Raw genomic sequence first — 16,221 nt, 5'->3', positions numbered from 1 at the left:
GGACGCCCGCAAATGGTTCGCCAGTCGATTCGGCGAGGTGAGATCCTGGAGGACGTATGACCAGTCAGCCTGCCCCCGCCCTGCCCGCCCTGCTGGAGCGACTGCCCGAGCTGATGCTGCGCGACCAGCAGCGGCTGGGGCGCCGACTCGACGGCGCGCGCCGGATCCGTAAGCCCGAAGCCCGCGCCGCCGTGCTCGCCGAGATCGCCGACGGCATCGACGAGGCGGAGCTGCGCGTCGCCCAGCGGCGCGCCGCCGTACCCGAGGTGACCTACCCGGAACAGCTCCCGGTCAGCCAGAAGAAGGACGAGATCCTCGCCGCGATCCGGGACCACCAGGTCGTGATCGTCGCGGGCGAGACCGGCTCCGGCAAGACCACCCAGATCCCCAAGATCTGCCTGGAGCTCGGCCGGGGCGTCCGCGGTCTGATCGGGCACACCCAGCCGCGCCGGATCGCGGCCCGTACGGTCGCCGAGCGGGTGGCCGAGGAACTGCGGACCCCGCTGGGCGAGGCGGTCGGCTGGAAGGTCCGCTTCACCGACCAGGTCGGCGGCGAGACCCTCGTCAAGCTGATGACCGACGGCATCCTGCTCGCCGAGATCCAGACCGACCGCGAGCTGCGCCAGTACGACACGATCATCATCGACGAGGCACACGAACGCAGCCTCAACATCGACTTCATCCTCGGCTATCTGGCGCAGTTGCTGCCCAAGCGGCCGGACCTGAAGGTCGTGATCACCTCCGCGACCATCGACCCGGAGCGGTTCGCCCGCCATTTCGGCAGCTTCGCGGCGGTGGGCACCGGGGACGGCGGCACGGCGCCGGACGGCGCGCCGATCGTCGAGGTCTCCGGCCGTACGTATCCGGTCGAGGTCCGCTACCGCCCGCTGCTGGAGGAGGGCGGCCAGGAAGGCGACCGCGACCAGATCACCGCGATCTGCGACGCCGTGGACGAGCTCCAGGCCGCGGGCCCCGGCGACATCCTGGTCTTCCTCTCCGGCGAGCGCGAGATCCGCGACACCGCGGACGCGCTCATCAAGAAGAACCTCCGGGCCACCGAGGTGCTGCCGCTGTACGCGCGGCTGTCGCACGCCGAGCAGCACCGCGTCTTCCAGAAACACGCCGGCCGCCGGATCGTGCTCGCCACGAACGTCGCGGAGACCTCGCTGACCGTCCCGGGCATCCGGTACGTCATCGACCCCGGTATGGCCCGGATCTCGCGCTACAGCTTCCGCACCAAGGTGCAGCGGCTGCCGATCGAGCCGGTCTCGCAGGCCAGCGCCAACCAGCGCAAGGGCCGCTGCGGGCGTACCAGCGACGGCATCTGCATCCGGCTGTACTCCGAGGACGACTTCCTGAGCCGTCCGGAGTTCACCGACGCCGAGATCCTGCGGACCAACCTCGCCTCCGTCATTCTCCAGATGACCGCGGCCGGTCTCGGTGACATCGAGAAGTTCCCGTTCATCGACCCGCCGGACCGCCGCAACATCAAGGACGGCATCGATCTGCTGCACGAGCTCGGCGCGCTGGAGGGCAGGGCGAAAGCCGGGGCGCCCGGCGGTTCGGGCCCGGCCGGTACGCGAACGGGCCAGCGGCTCACCCCGATGGGCCGCAAGCTCTCCCAGCTGCCGGTCGACCCGCGGCTGGCCCGGATGGTGCTGGAGGCCGACCGCAACGGCTGCGTCCGCGAGGTGATGGTCATCGCGGCGGCGCTGTCCATCCAGGACCCGCGCGAGCGGCCCTCGGACAAACAGCAGCAGGCCGATCAGCAGCACGCCCGTTTCAAGGACGAGACCAGCGACTTTCTGGCCTTCCTCAATCTGTGGCGCTATGTCCGCGAACAGCAGAAGGCGCTCTCGTCCTCCGCGTTCCGGCGGATGTGCCGTAACGAGTTCCTGAACTATCTGCGGATACGCGAGTGGCAGGACATCTACTCCCAGCTGCGTTCGGTCGCCAAGACCATGGGCATTCACCTCAGTGAGGACGATGCGGCTCCCGAGCACATCCATACTTCCTTGCTTTCCGGTTTGCTTTCGCATATCGGCCTGAAGGACGCGGACGCCAAGAACGAATACCTGGGCGCCCGGAGCGCCAAGTTCGCGGTCTTCCCGGGCTCCGCCCTCTTCAAGAAGCCACCGCGCTGGGTCATGTCTGCGGAGCTGGTCGAGACCTCCCGCCTCTGGGCGCGGGTGAACGCGAAGATCGAGCCGGAATGGGTCGAGCCGCTCGCCCAGCACCTGGTGAAGCGGACCTACAGCGAGCCGCACTGGGAACAGAAGATGGCCGCGGTGATGGCGTACGAGCGGGTGACGCTCTACGGCGTTCCGATCGTCGCCCAGCGCAAGATCACCTATGGGCGCATCGATCCGGAGACCTCCCGCGATCTGTTCATCCGCAATGCCCTGGTCGAGGGTGATTGGCGTACTCATCACCAGTTCTTCCATGACAACCGCAAACTTCTCGGCGAGGTCGAAGAGTTGGAGCACCGCGCCCGGCGGCGCGACATTCTCGTGGACGACGAGACGCTCTTCGACTTCTACGACCAGCGCATTCCGGCGGACATCGTCTCCGGGGCGCACTTCGACGCCTGGTGGAAGAAGCGGCGCCAGGAGGAGCCCGAGCTCCTGAACTTCGAGCACTCGATGCTCATCAACGAATCCGCCGGGGCCGTCACCAAGGACGACTATCCGGACTCGTGGCGCCAGGGAAAGCTGAAGTTCAAGGTCACCTACCAGTTCGAGCCCGGCGCGGACGCGGACGGTGTGACCGTCCACATCCCCCTCCAGGTCCTCAACCAGGTCTCCGCCGAGGGCTTCGACTGGCAGATCCCGGGCCTGCGTGAGCAGCTGGTGACCGAGCTGATCCGGTCACTGCCCAAACCGATCCGCCGCAATTACGTCCCGGCGCCGAATTTCGCCGCCCGCTTCCTGGACTCCACGGTGCCGCTGCAAGGCGCTCTGACGGCCTCCCTGGCCGCGGGGCTGCAACGGATGGTCGGGGTGCCCGTGACGGCCGCGGACTTCGACCCCGGCAAGATCCCCGACCACCTCAAGATCACCTTCCGGGTGGTCGACGAGCGGCGCCGCAACATGGCCGAGAACAAGGACCTCGAAGCGCTGCGGCTCCAGCTCAAGCCGAAGACCCGGGCCGCCATCTCCAAGGCGTTCGAACAGGCCGCCGAGCGGCCCGCCCGGGACGGCGCGGGCGACGGCCGGGCGCCGGCGGGCCCGGAGCAGCGGACCGGGCTGACCTCCTGGACGATCGGCGCGCTGCCGCGCACCTTCGAGACCCGCCGCGCGGGCCAGCCGCTGAAGGCGTACCCGGCGCTGGTGGACGAGGGCAGCAGCGTCGCCGTACGCCTCTTCGACACCGAGGCGGAGCAGCTGACGGCGATGTGGGCGGGCACCCGCCGCCTCATCCTGCTCAACATTCCCTCCAACCCCGCCAAGTTCGCCCAGGACAAGCTGTCCAACCAGCAGAAGCTCGCACTGTCCCGCAATCCGCACGGCTCCATCCCGGCCCTCTTCGAGGACTGCGTGACGGCCGCCGCCGACCGGCTGATCGCGGCCCGGGGCGGCCCGGCGTGGGACGAGGAGTCCTTCCGGAAGCTGTTCGACGCGGTGCGCGCCGATCTGGTGGACGCGACGCTGCGGACGATCCAGCAGGTGCAGGAGGTGCTGGCCGCCTGGCAGGCGTGCGAGCGCCGGCTGAAGGCGACGGCGTTCCCCTCCCTGCTGCCGTCGCTGGCGGACGTCAAGGAGCAGCTGGCGGCCCTCGTCAAACCGGGTTTCGTGACCGCGCACGGCGCCAAGCGGCTGCCGGACCTGCTGCGCTATCTGGTGGCCGCCGACCGCCGCCTCCAGCAGCTGCCCACCAACGCCGAGCGGGACCGCACCCGGATGGCGAAGGTGAAGGAGATGCAGGACGAATTCGCCTGGCTGCTGGAGCAGTTCCCCGCGGGCCGCCCGGTGCCGGCCGCGGCCCTGGAGATCCGCTGGATGATCGAGGAACTGCGGGTGAGCTACTTCGCGCATGCGCTGGGGACGGCGTATCCGGTCTCGGACAAGCGCATCGTGAAGGCGGTGGACGCGGCGGCGCCCTAGCCTCCGGCACGGTCACCGGCGCGGCCACCGGCATCGGGTTCGACCACACCCCCTGACCTGCTGTACAGTCTTGCTTCGCAGCCCGCCGCAAGCGGAAAGCGAAAAAGCAAGGTCCTGTGGAGCAGTTTGGAGTGCTCGCCACCCTGTCAAGGTGGAGGCCGCGGGTTCAAATCCCGTCAGGACCGCATCGATTCGGCCCGCATCCTCATCGGATGCGGGCCGTTGTGCTGTCCGGACCCTGTGCCGGTGAGGGCCCGGCCCGCCGGGTGCGGCGGACCGGACAGGCTCCGTCGGGCATCTTGACTGCGGCACGTACCGCGGGTACCCACAGAGGAGACGTGGGGGCCGGGGAGGCGCGTGCGATGACGACGATGACGACGGCGGTGCGGCACGAGACCAGGGCGCTGTTACGCGCCCACCTGGCGGCCGCGACGGGCTACCGCCATCTGACGCGGCACTGTCCGATCTGCCATCAGCTCCTGCGGCTCGCCATGGAGCCGCAGACGGCCCGCTCACAGGACGAGGCGCCCGCGGTCGCCCCCGCCCCTCCGCCGGCCGTCTGCGGGCCGTCAGCGGCGGAGGACGAAAGTCCCTCGGCCCGGTGACCATCGGCGCCCTCCCCTCCCACCGTGCGGTGGGAGGCTGTTGAACGGTGGCGGCGAAAGTTCACTACCGCAGCGGCCGTATCATCTTCAAGCACCACACCATGTGACGGGCGTCACCCAACAAGTTTCACAAGAGAGGGAACTTACTCCCTCCCTACAGTCGGTCAATTTAATATGTGCAATTGCACCGCCCTCCAGCGGCACGAAACAAGACCGCAGGGTCGGTACAGACGGGCCCCCACAGGGCCGCACAACACCCCCTGCGGCACCGCCGCCGCAGCCCCGGCAGCGGACCGCCATCGGGCCGGCCGCAGGCGAACTGACGGGCGTACAGACAAAAAAATCGCGCTGGACCCGGCGGAGTCCAGCGCGATTCATGACGTACCCGGATGAAGCGGGTGTGGGCCCATGGGGTCGGGCGCCGCGTCGTATGGAGCTGTGTGGAGCTTGGTGGAGCAGGTGGAGCAGGTGGTGCCAAGTGGGCTTTTACGGGTTGGGGGGCCCGGAAACAGCCCGGTTATGCGGTTATTCAGGCCTCGCTGCGCTGCTGCGGGATACCCGCGAGCAGTGCGCGGACCTCAGCCTCGCGGTAACGCCGGTGTCCTCCGAGCGTGCGGATGGACGTGAGCTTGCCTGCCTTGGCCCAGCGGGTCACCGTCTTCGGGTCCACGCGGAACATCGTGGCGACCTCGGCGGGCGTAAGCAGCGGCTCGGCGTCAGGGGTGCGAGCGGTCATGAGCGGCCTCCTCGGGAGAACCGAACCATCACGGTTCTTTCCTCTAAATTCTGCACCTTGACCCACGTTGCCCGAAATGGCAGACGCGGGCCGAGTCGGTTATAGGACGAACGGCTTGTCCTCGGCACTACAACTACACCATCTGTCCAACCACGTCGGCCAAACCGATGGAATTGCCCTCTCAGGTGTTCAACCTCGGCGGAAGCCGATGGACCATGCCATAGCGGACAGTCACACCGTCGTGACGATCAGTCACAACGTGATCAGGCGTCACTAGACCCCTCAAGGAACGCAATACCGATCTATCCGCCCATACTTGGGCGGAAGGAACCTTTGTCAGGCTCCTTGTCCTATTTTGGCACGAGGGTATGGCTTGTGGGCAAGGCCCGAAGTCAGTGCTTTAGGTCACCCTTGAGGCAATCGCCCGGATCGGGACCTACGTCCCGCGGTGTCGGATCCGGCGGATCGTGACGCATCACGACGGCCACAACGGGCCGCGACGATCATGATGGCCGCAATTCGCCGCACCCCGCGCCTCCGGAACCCGCCCGGGGCACTCAGCTGGAGAACTGGCGCTCCCGCACCGCCCGCCACCGCTCCGACAGTTTCTCGTACGCGAGTCCGGCACGGGCACCGTCCCCGTCGCGCAGCGCGGCCAGCCCCTCCGCCACTTCCGCGGCGGACCGGTCATCGGCGAGCCGCCCTTCGGGCACCGCGTGCACCAGCCCGCCGTAATCAAGCTCCACGAGCGAGCGCGGGTGGAACTCCTCCAGCCAGCGCCCCACCTCCACCAGGCCGTCGATCAGCGGCCCCTCCTCCAGCGCGTCCCGCAGCGTCCGCAGCCCGCGCGCGACCCGGCGGCGGGCCTGCGCCATCGGCGTCCGGTAGCGCAGCAGCAGCCCCTGGCCGTTCTTGGCGTACTCCCGCTCGGCGTCATCGAAGAGCACGAACCACCGCACCGGGACGTGCCAGGTCGCCCCGCGGATCCAGGGCCTGGCGTCCGGATTGCGCGCCAGCCACCGTTCGTAGTCGGTCGCCGCCTGCCGGCGCACCACCGGGGGCAGCGCCGCGTCCAGCACCGGCGCCGGCAGCAGCTCCGCCAGCCCCTCCAGCGCCTGCCAGCCGCGCAGCCGGGTGCGCCACGGGCAGACGCAGGTCACACCGTCCACGACGGCGACGAACGCGTCGGCGCTCTCGTGGACCGGCACCGGCACCGGCGGGGTCGGCAGCAGGTCCGCCAGCGCCCGGCGCTGCTCGTCCTGCGCCGTGGGGGTGTCCGCGCGCTTGGCGTAGCGCGCCCAGTGGGAGCGCTCCGGTTCGGGGAATGCCGCCAACGGCTCGTAAACCCGCAAATAGGCCATATACGGGACCATCACCGACGACGCCAGGGCCACGCCCGCTCCTTCAAAGGAAAGTCCACCGCCGGGAGTTGCCTACCCCGCCCGGCCCGGGATACGGCAGATCGTGCCATGCCCGCCCCCCGCGCGAGAGTGATCCTCCGCACCTGCCGGACCAGTGCGCCCCGGAAGTCTTACGCTCTTCCCGACCGGCCCTCCTCACCTCCTGCCACAAGCGGGAGAACCCGCAGAGGGCGTCCTTCACGACATATGGGAGTCACTACAGTGACCGACGTACGTCCTGCCTCCGTCAGTGCCGACGGTGGCGTCCTGCACACCCTGTTCCGATCGGAGCAGGGCGGCCACGAGCAGGTCGTTCTCTGCCAGGACCGCGCCAGCGGCCTCAAGGCTGTGATCGCCCTCCACAGCACCGCTCTGGGACCCGCCCTGGGCGGCACCCGCTTCCACGCGTACGCCTCCGAGGAGGAGGCCGTGCTGGACGCCCTCAACCTGTCGCGCGGTATGTCGTACAAGAACGCCCTCGCCGGGCTGGACCACGGCGGCGGTAAGGCCGTGATCATCGGCGACCCCCATCTGATCAAGACCGATGAACTCCTGCTCGCCTACGGCCGGTTCGTGGCCTCCCTCGGGGGCCGCTACGTGACCGCGTGCGACGTCGGCACCTATGTCGCCGACATGGACGTCGTCGCCCGGACGAACAAGTGGACCACCGGCCGTTCGCCCGAGAACGGCGGCGCGGGCGACTCCTCCGTCCTGACCGCCTTCGGCGTCTTCCAGGGCATGCGCGCCTCGGCCCAGCACCTGTGGGGCGATCCGACGCTGCGGGGCCGCAAGGTCGGTATCGCGGGCGTCGGCAAGGTGGGCCACCACCTGGTCGAGCACCTCCTGGAGGACGGCGCCGAGGTCGTGATCACGGACGTCCGCGCCGAGTCGGTGGAGCGGGTCCGCGCCAAGCACCCCCAGGTGGCGGCGGTCACGGACACCGAGGCGCTGATCCGCACCGAGGGGCTGGACATCTACGCGCCGTGCGCGCTGGGCGGTGCGCTGAACGACGGTTCGGTGCCGGTGCTGACCGCGAAGGTGGTGTGCGGCGCGGCCAACAACCAGCTCGCGCACCCCGGCGTCGAGAAGGACCTCGCCGACCGCGGCATCCTCTACGCCCCGGACTACGTCGTGAACGCCGGCGGCGTCATCCAGGTCGCCGACGAGCTGCACGGCTTCGACTTCGATCGCTGCAAGGCCAAGGCGGCGAAGATCTTCGACACCACGCTGGCGATATTCGCTCGTGCGAAGTCGGACGGCATTCCGCCCGCCGCGGCGGCCGACCGGCTCGCCGAACAGCGGATGGCGGAGGGCCGGCGCGGCTGACAGGCGTCACACCGGACGGCCGTCATTTCGGCGCCTCGGGGTCCCTGGCGGCTCCCCTGGGCGCTCCACAGGCCGAAAATGCACCCTTGTGCGGCCCGCCGCGAGGGGGTGAGGGAGACATCTCTCACCACCCGTCGGCGGGTCGCCGTACAGGACAGGTTAAAATCGCAGTTGACCAGCGGGGACAGGGCGACCGAAGGTTGTGCCGAGCGGTGGGTGATACGGGCGACGTACCGTATGGCCGCGGAAGCAGGTACCGTTAAAGCTCTACGGACCGGTCTCTCTGCCGAGAGCCCGCTCCGAATCATGAACGCGTGTCAAGACTCTGGGGCCAACGAGCCCCGTCATTGAGGGGGTCGACCCATGGGGCGCGGCCGGGCCAAGGCCAAGCAGACAAAGGTCGCCCGCCAGCTGAAGTACAGCAGCGGTGGGACGGATCTCTCACGACTGGCCGACGAGCTGGGTGCATCGACGTCGAACCAGCAGCCTCCGAACGGGGAACCGTTCGAGGGCGAGAAGGACGACGACGACCCGTACGCAAAGTACGCGGATCGGTACAACAACGACGATGAAGACGAGGGCGACTCGTCCCACCAGCGTCGTCGCGCCTGACGCACTGTGCGTTCAAGGCACTGACAGCAGCATCACCGACCCGGTCCGGAGCATCACCCGGACCGGGTTCTGTGCTGCTCTGGTGACCGCCGCCTTGGCGGCCCCGCGGCTCAGCTCGCGTAGTCACCGGTCAGCGTCACTGCCTCTGCGTGGTCACCGCGCTCGACGATCTCGCCGCCGACCCAGGCGTCCACGCCGCGGTCGGCCAGTACGTTCAGCGTGACGTCCACCGACTCCTGAGGTACGACGGCGATCATGCCGACGCCCATGTTCAGGGTCTTCTCCAGTTCCCGGCGCTCCACCGAGCCGGCCGTGCCGACCAGGTCGAAGACGGCGCCCGGCGTCCAGGTGGCACGGTCGACGGTGGCGTGCAGACCGTCCGGGATCACCCGCGCGAGGTTGTTGGCGAGGCCGCCGCCGGTGATGTGCGAGAACGCGTGCACCTCTGCCGTACGGGTCAGCGCCAGGCAGTCCAGCGAGTAGATCTTGGTGGGCTCCAGCAGCTCCTCGCCGAGGGTGCGGCCGAACTCCGGGATCTCCCGGTCGAGCGCCAGCCCGGCCCGGTCGAAGAGGACGTGCCGGACGAGCGAGTACCCGTTCGAGTGAAGTCCGGAGGACGCCATCGCGATCACCGCGTCGCCGGCGCGGATACGGTCCGCGCCCAGCACCCGGTCGGCCTCGACGACGCCGGTACCGGCGCCCGCGACATCGAACTCGTCCACGCCCAGCAGCCCGGGGTGCTCCGCGGTCTCGCCGCCGACCAGCGCGCAGCCGGCCAGCACACAGCCCTCGGCGATGCCCTTCACGATCGCGGCGACGCGCTCCGGGTACACCTTGCCGACGCAGATGTAGTCGGTCATGAACAACGGCTCGGCGCCGCAGACGACCAGGTCGTCGACGACCATGCCGACGAGGTCGTGGCCGATGCTGTCGTAGACGCCCATCTTGCGGGCGATGTCGACCTTCGTGCCGACGCCATCGGTGGCCGAGGCCAGCAGCGGGCGCTCGTACCTCTTGAGCGCCGACGCGTCGAAGAGGCCGGCGAAGCCGCCGAGCCCGCCGACGACCTCGGGGCGGGTGGCCTTCTTCACCCACTCCTTCATGAGGTCCACGGCGCGGTCGCCCGCTTCGATGTCGACACCCGCCGCGGCATAGCTGGCACCGGTGCCCGCGGACTGCGCAGGCTCAAAGGACTCGGTAGGCATGGCCCAGAACTTTCGTGTCGTGTGTGTGCGGGCTACGGGCGGCGCAGCGCGTCGGCGCCGCCGACACCTGCCGTCAGCGTCCCGACGCCGTCCAGGTCCGGCTTGGCCTGACCGGCGTTCTCCGACTCCAGGAGGTGCTTGCCCAGCAGCCCGGGGTCGGGCAGGTCCATCGGGTATTCACCGTCGAAGCAGGCCCGGCAGAGATTCGGCTTGGCGATGGTGGTCGCCTCGATCATGCCGTCGATGGAGATGTACGCGAGCGAGTCGGCGCCTAGCGACTTGCCGATCTCCTCCACGCTCAGCCCGTTGGCGATCAGCTCCGCGCGGGTGGCGAAGTCGATGCCGAAGAAGCACGGCCACTTGATCGGCGGGGACGAGATCCGGATGTGGACCTCGCGGGCGCCGGCCTCGCGGAGCATCCGCACCAGCGCGCGCTGGGTGTTGCCGCGGACGATCGAGTCGTCGACGACCACCAGGCGCTTGCCGCGGATGACTTCCTTGAGCGGGTTGAGCTTGAGGCGGATACCGAGCTGGCGGATGGTCTGCGAGGGCTGGATGAAGGTCCGGCCGACGTAGGAGTTCTTGACCAGACCGGAGCCGTACGGGATGCCGCTGGCCTCGGCGTATCCGACGGCCGCGGGGGTGCCGGACTCCGGCGTCGCTATCACCAGATCTGCCTCGGCCGGCGCCTCGGCGGCCAGCTTGCGGCCCATCTCCACCCGGGAGAGGTACACATTGCGGCCGGCGATGTCGGTGTCCGGGCGGGCGAGGTAGACGTACTCGAAGATGCAGCCCTTGGGCCTGGCCTCGGCGAACCGCGTGCTGCGCAGGCCGTTCTCGTCGATGGCGACCATCTCACCGGGCTCGATCTCCCGGATGAAGCTGGCACCGCAGATGTCGAGGGCGGCGGTCTCGGAGGCCACCACCCAGCCGCGCTCCAGGCGGCCGAGGACCAGCGGGCGGATGCCCTGCGGGTCGCGGGCGGCGTACAGCGTGTGCTCGTCCATGAAGACGAGGGAGAAGGCGCCCTGCACCTTCGGGAAGACGCGGGGCGCGGCCTCCTCGACGGTCAGCGGCTTGCCGTCCTCGTCGACCTGGCCGGCCAGCAGCGCCGTCACGAGGTCGGTGTCATTGGTGGCCGCGACCTGGGTCGCGCGGCCGCCCTCACGGGGCAGCGCGGCGACCAGATCCGCCAGCTCGGCGGTGTTGACCAGGTTGCCGTTGTGGCCGAGCGCGACCGAGCCGTGCGCGGTGGCACGGAACGTCGGCTGGGCGTTCTCCCACACCGAGGCACCGGTGGTGGAGTAGCGGGCATGGCCCACGGCGATATGGCCCTGGAGGGAGCCGAGGGAGGTCTCGTCGAAGACCTGGGACACGAGGCCCATGTCCTTGAAGACGAGGATCTGGGAGCCGTTGCTCACAGCGATGCCCGCGGACTCCTGTCCACGGTGCTGCAATGCGTACAGCCCGAAATAGGTGAGCTTGGCGACCTCTTCCCCCGGGGCCCAGACACCGAAGACGCCGCAAGCGTCCTGGGGGCCCTTCTCGCCGGGGAGCAGGTCGTGGTTGAGTCGTCCGTCACCACGTGGCACATCCATGAGTCTAGGGCAGGTCGCGGATTCATCCGAACCGGGGATGGCCGCTCTCTTGGACGCGTGCACAAATGGCGCGGGCAGCGTGCTTGACACGACCGTGCGCGAGCAGCCCGGATTCCCGGCCCGGCGGGCTCCACGGGCCTTGCCGCGCCTGCCTTGGCGCACCTGGTCCCCGGCCGGTCCGCCCGCCCGGCGCGACCCTCGGGGCGGCTTCCCCGGCCGTTGCCGTCCTCGCCTCCGCCGCTCGTACGGAACGCCGGATTCCACCCCGTGCGCGGCTTGCGTCACCCGGGCCGGCGGCTCACCGGTGTGAGATGCGCAACGTCCGGGGTGGCCGGATTCGCTCGGTCGGGTTCAGCGCAGTACGGGGAGGTAGCCGCCGATATCGGCGCGCTCGCCGCTGGCGCTGACGGCCGCCGCGTCCAGCGCCTCGTGCCACGCGCTGCGGCCGGTGGCGAGCCGGAGCCAGGTCAGCGGGTCGGTCTCGACGACGTTCGGCGGGGTGCCGCGGGTGTGCTTGGGGCCCTCGACGCACTGCACCACCGCGAACGGCGGCACCCGGACCTCGACCGACCCGCCGGGGGCCTTCACCGCGAGCGCGTCGGCGAGGAGGCGGGTGGCGATGGCCAGGGCCTGGCGGTCGTACGGGATCTCCGTACCGGTCGCCGCCGCCAGGTCGTCGGTGTGCACGACCAGTTCGACACAGCGGGTGACCAGGTAGTCGTCCAGCCGCATCGCGCCGAAGCGGGTGGCCAGCAGCCGGTCGGCGGGGGCGGCCGGGAGGACCTCGGCGAGCTGCTCCGCGGTACGCGTCAGCAGCGCGTCCGGGTCGTCGGCGGCCAGGGCGCGGGTGTCGGCGTCGATCCCGGCCGCGTGCGGCGCGGTCGCGGACGGCCAGTCCAGCAGCGCGACCCGCTGCTCCGGCGGGGCCGACCGCGCCAGATTCCGCGCCACACCGCCCAGCGTCATCGACAGGTGCGCGACCAGTTCGCGCACCGTCCAGTCACCGAGCCGGGTCGGCCGCGCGAACTGCCCGGGAGCCAGCGCCCGGACGGCCGCCTGCACGTGCGCGCACTGCGCGGTGAGGGCGGCACGGGTCTTGGCGGGGTCGTAACTGCGGGTGCGGGACCTGCCGCGGGCCGGAGACATGGCGCCGAGGCTACCGGGCGCGTCCGGTGGGGCCGCGGGCCGTCCGCCGACGACGACGGTCCGCCCCCGGAGCGGGGACGGACCGTCGTAACAGCGGCGAACGCTCAGGCGAGGATGGCCGGAATGGTCTCCTCGTGCGCCACCTTCAGCTCGCTCAGCGGGATGCTGAACTGGCCCTGGATGTCGATCTCCGTGCCGTCGATCACGCCGATCCGCGTCGTCGGCAGGCCACGCGCACCGCACATGTCGTTGAAGCGGAGCTCCTCGCTGCGCGGTACGGCGACGATCGCCCGGCCCGCCGACTCCGAGAAGAGCAGGACGAACGGGTCGACGCCGTCCGGGACGACGATGCGCGCGCCCTTGCCGCCGCGCAGGCACGACTCCACCAGGGCCTGGATCAGACCGCCGTCGGAGAGGTCGTGCGCCGCGTCGACCATGCCGTCCCGGGACGCGGAGATCAGGATCTCCGCGAGCAGCTTCTCGCGGCCCAGGTCCACCGCCGGCGGCAGCCCGCCCAGGTGGTCGTGGACGACCTGCGACCAGGCCGAGCCGCCCAGCTCCTCCTTGGTGTCACCCAGGAGGTAGATGAGGTGGCCCTCGTCCGCGAACGCGATCGGGGTGCGGCGGCTGATGTCGTCGATGACGCCGAGCACCGCGACCACCGGCGTCGGGTGGATCGCCGCCTCACCGGTCTGGTTGTAGAGCGAGACATTGCCGCCGGTGACCGGCGTGCCCATCTCCAGGCAGCCGTCGGCCAGACCGCGGATCGCCTCGGCGAACTGCCACATGACGGCCGGGTCCTCGGGCGAACCGAAGTTCAGGCAGTCGGAGACGGCCAGCGGCTTGGCGCCGGTCGCGGCGACATTGCGGTACGCCTCGGCGAGCGCCAGCTGCGCGCCCGTGTACGGGTCGAGCTTGGTGAACCGGCCGTTGCCGTCCGTGGCGATCGCGACGCCGAGGTTGGTGTCCTCGTCGATACGGATCATGCCGGAGTCCTCCGGCTGCGCCAGGACGGTGTTGCCCTGCACGAAGTGGTCGTACTGACCGGTGATCCAGGACTTGGACGCCTGGTTCGGCGAGGAGACGAGCCGGAGCACCTGGGCGCGGAGTTCGTCCGCGTCCGCCGGGCGGGCAAGCTTGTTCGCGTCGTCGGCCTGGAGGGCGTCCTGCCAGGCGGGACGGGCGTACGGGCGCTCGTAGACGGGGCCGTCGTGGGCCACCGTCCGCGGGTCGACGTCGACGATCATCTCGCCGTGCCAGAAGATCTCCAGCCGGTCGCCGTCGGTCACCTCACCGATGACGGTGGCGGTCACGTCCCACTTCTCGCAGATGGCGAGGAAGCGCTCGACCTTCGACGGCTCGACGACCGCGCACATGCGCTCCTGCGACTCGCTCATGAGGATTTCCTCGGGCGAGAGCGTGGAGTCGCGCAGCGGTACGTCGTCCAGCTCGACGCGCATCCCGCCCGAGCCGTTGGAGGCCAGCTCGCTGGTGGCGCAGGAGAGACCGGCCGCGCCGAGGTCCTGGATACCGACGACCAGCTTCTCGGCGAACGCCTCCAGGGTGCACTCGATGAGCAGCTTCTCCTGGAAGGGGTCGCCCACCTGGACGGCCGGGCGCTTGCTGGGCTTCGCCTCGTCGAAGGTCTCCGACGCCAGGATGGAGGCGCCGCCGATACCGTCGCCGCCGGTGCGGGCGCCGTAGAGGATGACCTTGTTGCCGCTGCCCGACGCCTTGGCGAGGTGGATGTCCTCGTGCCGCATGACGCCGATCGCACCGGCGTTGACCAGCGGGTTTCCCTGGTAGCAGGCGTCGAAGACGGTCTCGCCGCCGATGTTGGGCAGGCCCAGGCAGTTGCCGTAGCCGCCGATGCCCGAGACCACGCCCGGCAGGACGCGCTTGGTGTCGGGGTGGTCGGCGGCACCGAACCGCAGCGGGTCCACGACGGCGATCGGGCGGGCGCCCATCGCGATGATGTCGCGGACGATGCCGCCGACGCCGGTGGCCGCGCCCTGGTAGGGCTCCACATAGGAGGGGTGATTGTGCGACTCCACCTTGAAGGTGACCGCGTAACCCTGGCCGACGTCGACGACACCGGCGTTCTCCCCGATACCGACGAGCAGTGCGTCGCTCTGGGGGGCTTTCTCACCGAACTGCTTCAGATGGACCTTGCTGCTCTTGTAGGAGCAGTGCTCGGACCACATGACCGAATACATGGCCAGCTCGGCGCCGGTGGGCCGGCGGCCGAGAATTTCCCGGACGCGCTCGTATTCGTCCTGCTTCAGGCCCAGCTCGGCCCACGGCTGGTCGATGTCCGGCGTCTCGGTCGCGTGCTTGACGGTGTCCAGAGTCATCAGGCGTTGACCAGCTTCTTCAGGATCGAGGTGAAGAATCCGAGACCGTCCGTACGGCCCGAACCGATCAGCGGCTCGACGGCGTGCTCGGGGTGCGGCATGAGGCCGACGACATTGCCCGCCTCGTTGGTGATACCGGCGATGTCGCGGAGCGAACCGTTCGGATTGGTGTCCAGGTAGCGGAACGCCACCCGGCCCTCGGCCTCCAGCATGTCGAGGGTGCGCTCGTCCGCGACGTAACGGCCGTCGATGTTCTTGAGCGGGATGCTGATCTCCTGGCCGGCTTCGTACTCCGCCGTCCAGGAGGTGTTCGCGTTCTCCACCCGCAGCTTCTGGTCGCGGCAGATGAAGTGCAGGTGGTTGTTGCGCAGCATCGCGCCGGGCAGCAGGTGGGTCTCGGTGAGCACCTGGAAGCCGTTGCAGATACCGAGGACCGGCATCCCCGCCCTGGCCTGCTCGATCACGGTCTCCATCACCGGCGAGAACCGGGAGATGGCCCCGGCCCGCAGGTAGTCGCCGTACGAGAAGCCGCCGGGCAGCACCACGGCGTCGACCTGCTTGAGGTCCTTGTCGCGGTGCCACAGCGGCACCGCCTCGGCTCCGGCGAGCCGGACCGCGCGCTGGGTGTCGCGGTCGTCGAGCGTGCCCGGGAAGGTGATGACACCGACCCGGGTGTTACCGCGGCCCGATGGGCCGTCGCCACCGGCGGTGGCGGGCGACGGGCGGGCGGTCATGAGTCGACCCGCACGGTGAAATCCTCGATGACGGTGTTGGCGAGGAAGGTCTCGGCCATCTCGCGGATGCGGGCGAGGGCGGCGTCGTCGACCGGTCCCTCCACCTCAAGTTCAAAGCGCTTGCCCTGACGGACGTCGGCGATTCCCTCGAAACCCAGGCGTGGCAGTGCACGCTGCACCGCCTGCCCCTGCGGGTCGAGGATCTCCGGCTTGAGCATGACGTCGACTACGACGCGTGCCACTGGCACTCCCGGTGGTGTGGTGCGTAAGGCGGTGACCTCACAGTACCGTGTTCGAAAATCTACGCGCATAGATACCCGTGGCGTGCATCATGGCCGGGCGTCGGCGCGGACGCCTGCCGGGGAAAATCCTCGAAAAGATCCAGGGTCCGGATTGCGGGGT

General features: G+C 69.7%; 12 protein-coding genes and 1 tRNA gene. 5 read left to right on the top strand and 8 right to left on the bottom strand.

Annotation, left to right across the window (positions count from 1 at the left end):
* The first annotated feature begins 56 nt into the window (after nt 1-56).
* From hrpA to IH09_RS20750, 3 genes are all read left to right on the top strand, one after another.
* Entirely contained in the window at nt 57-4,103 is a 4,047-nt protein-coding gene (gene hrpA / locus IH09_RS20760; RefSeq protein ID WP_052858515.1) for an ATP-dependent RNA helicase HrpA, read from the top strand.
* A 110-nt stretch (nt 4,104-4,213) separates the two neighbouring features.
* A tRNA-Asp gene (locus tag IH09_RS20755) sits at nt 4,214-4,288 on the top strand.
* A gap of 186 nt (nt 4,289-4,474) precedes the next feature.
* Nucleotides 4,475-4,708, top strand: coding sequence for a DUF6274 family protein (locus IH09_RS20750; protein WP_052858597.1), 234 nt, complete (start codon nt 4,475-4,477; stop codon nt 4,706-4,708).
* Nucleotides 4,709-5,237: 529 nt separating this feature from the next.
* On the opposite strand, the gene bldC is transcribed toward IH09_RS20750, so the two are convergent.
* Nucleotides 5,238-5,444, bottom strand: a complete 207-nt coding sequence (gene bldC, locus IH09_RS20745; protein WP_003949541.1) for a developmental transcriptional regulator BldC — start codon at nt 5,442-5,444, stop codon at nt 5,238-5,240.
* A 557-nt stretch (nt 5,445-6,001) separates the two neighbouring features.
* Entirely contained in the window at nt 6,002-6,838 is an 837-nt protein-coding gene (locus tag IH09_RS20740) for a hypothetical protein (RefSeq protein WP_052858513.1), read from the bottom strand.
* A 213-nt stretch (nt 6,839-7,051) separates the two neighbouring features.
* On the opposite strand from IH09_RS20740, the gene IH09_RS20735 reads away from it, so the two are divergent.
* Complete coding sequence (locus IH09_RS20735) at nt 7,052-8,170, top strand: Leu/Phe/Val dehydrogenase (RefSeq protein WP_094793380.1); 1,119 nt, start codon at nt 7,052-7,054, stop codon at nt 8,168-8,170.
* A 363-nt stretch (nt 8,171-8,533) separates the two neighbouring features.
* Complete coding sequence (locus tag IH09_RS20730; RefSeq protein ID WP_052858509.1) at nt 8,534-8,782, top strand: DUF3073 domain-containing protein; 249 nt, start codon at nt 8,534-8,536, stop codon at nt 8,780-8,782.
* 110 nt (nt 8,783-8,892) lie between these two features.
* Here the strand turns inward: IH09_RS20730 and purM are convergent, their stop codons facing one another.
* The 6 genes from purM to purS form a co-directional block, all read right to left on the bottom strand.
* A complete protein-coding gene (gene purM / locus IH09_RS20725) occupies nt 8,893-9,987 on the bottom strand; it encodes a phosphoribosylformylglycinamidine cyclo-ligase (protein WP_052858507.1) in 1,095 nt (364 codons plus the stop codon).
* A 32-nt stretch (nt 9,988-10,019) separates the two neighbouring features.
* Nucleotides 10,020-11,579: an amidophosphoribosyltransferase gene (gene purF, locus IH09_RS20720; protein WP_052858595.1), complete on the bottom strand. Its 1,560-nt coding sequence runs from the start codon at nt 11,577-11,579 to the stop codon at nt 10,020-10,022.
* A 357-nt stretch (nt 11,580-11,936) separates the two neighbouring features.
* Nucleotides 11,937-12,731 (bottom strand): maleylpyruvate isomerase family mycothiol-dependent enzyme, encoded by a 795-nt coding sequence (locus tag IH09_RS20715; RefSeq protein WP_052858504.1) that lies wholly within the window; start codon nt 12,729-12,731, stop codon nt 11,937-11,939.
* A gap of 104 nt (nt 12,732-12,835) precedes the next feature.
* A complete protein-coding gene (gene purL / locus IH09_RS20710) occupies nt 12,836-15,085 on the bottom strand; it encodes a phosphoribosylformylglycinamidine synthase subunit PurL (RefSeq protein WP_052858501.1) in 2,250 nt (749 codons plus the stop codon).
* Complete coding sequence (gene purQ, locus IH09_RS20705; RefSeq protein WP_172450922.1) at nt 15,085-15,819, bottom strand: phosphoribosylformylglycinamidine synthase subunit PurQ; 735 nt, start codon at nt 15,817-15,819, stop codon at nt 15,085-15,087. Before purQ ends, purL begins: the two co-directional genes overlap by 1 nt.
* Nucleotides 15,816-16,061 carry a phosphoribosylformylglycinamidine synthase subunit PurS gene (purS, locus tag IH09_RS20700; RefSeq protein WP_052858499.1) on the bottom strand — a complete coding sequence of 82 codons (246 nt, stop codon included), beginning with the start codon at nt 16,059-16,061 and terminating at the stop codon, nt 15,816-15,818. Before purS ends, purQ begins: the two co-directional genes overlap by 4 nt.
* Between the last annotated feature and the right edge of the window lie 160 nt (nt 16,062-16,221).

This window comes from Streptomyces celluloflavus (genome assembly GCA_000720995.1).
Classification (GTDB): domain Bacteria; phylum Actinomycetota; class Actinomycetes; order Streptomycetales; family Streptomycetaceae; genus Streptomyces; species Streptomyces celluloflavus.
This window is presented reverse-complemented; position numbering and strand designations above follow the sequence as displayed.

Excerpts from the sequence above, each read along its gene's own strand:
- hrpA (WP_052858515.1), top strand. The coding sequence starts at position 57 with ATGACCAGTCAGCCTGCCCCCGCCCTGCCCGCCCTGCTGGAGCGACTG.
- IH09_RS20750 (WP_052858597.1), top strand. The coding sequence starts at position 4,475 with ATGACGACGGCGGTGCGGCACGAGACCAGGGCGCTGTTACGCGCCCAC.
- bldC (WP_003949541.1), bottom strand. The coding sequence starts at position 5,444 with ATGACCGCTCGCACCCCTGACGCCGAGCCGCTGCTTACGCCCGCCGAG.
- IH09_RS20735 (WP_094793380.1), top strand. The coding sequence starts at position 7,052 with ATGGGAGTCACTACAGTGACCGACGTACGTCCTGCCTCCGTCAGTGCC.
- IH09_RS20730 (WP_052858509.1), top strand. The coding sequence starts at position 8,534 with ATGGGGCGCGGCCGGGCCAAGGCCAAGCAGACAAAGGTCGCCCGCCAG.
- purM (WP_052858507.1), bottom strand. The coding sequence starts at position 9,987 with ATGCCTACCGAGTCCTTTGAGCCTGCGCAGTCCGCGGGCACCGGTGCC.
- IH09_RS20715 (WP_052858504.1), bottom strand. The coding sequence starts at position 12,731 with ATGTCTCCGGCCCGCGGCAGGTCCCGCACCCGCAGTTACGACCCCGCC.
- purL (WP_052858501.1), bottom strand. The coding sequence starts at position 15,085 with ATGACTCTGGACACCGTCAAGCACGCGACCGAGACGCCGGACATCGAC.
- purQ (WP_172450922.1), bottom strand. The coding sequence starts at position 15,819 with ATGACCGCCCGCCCGTCGCCCGCCACCGCCGGTGGCGACGGCCCATCG.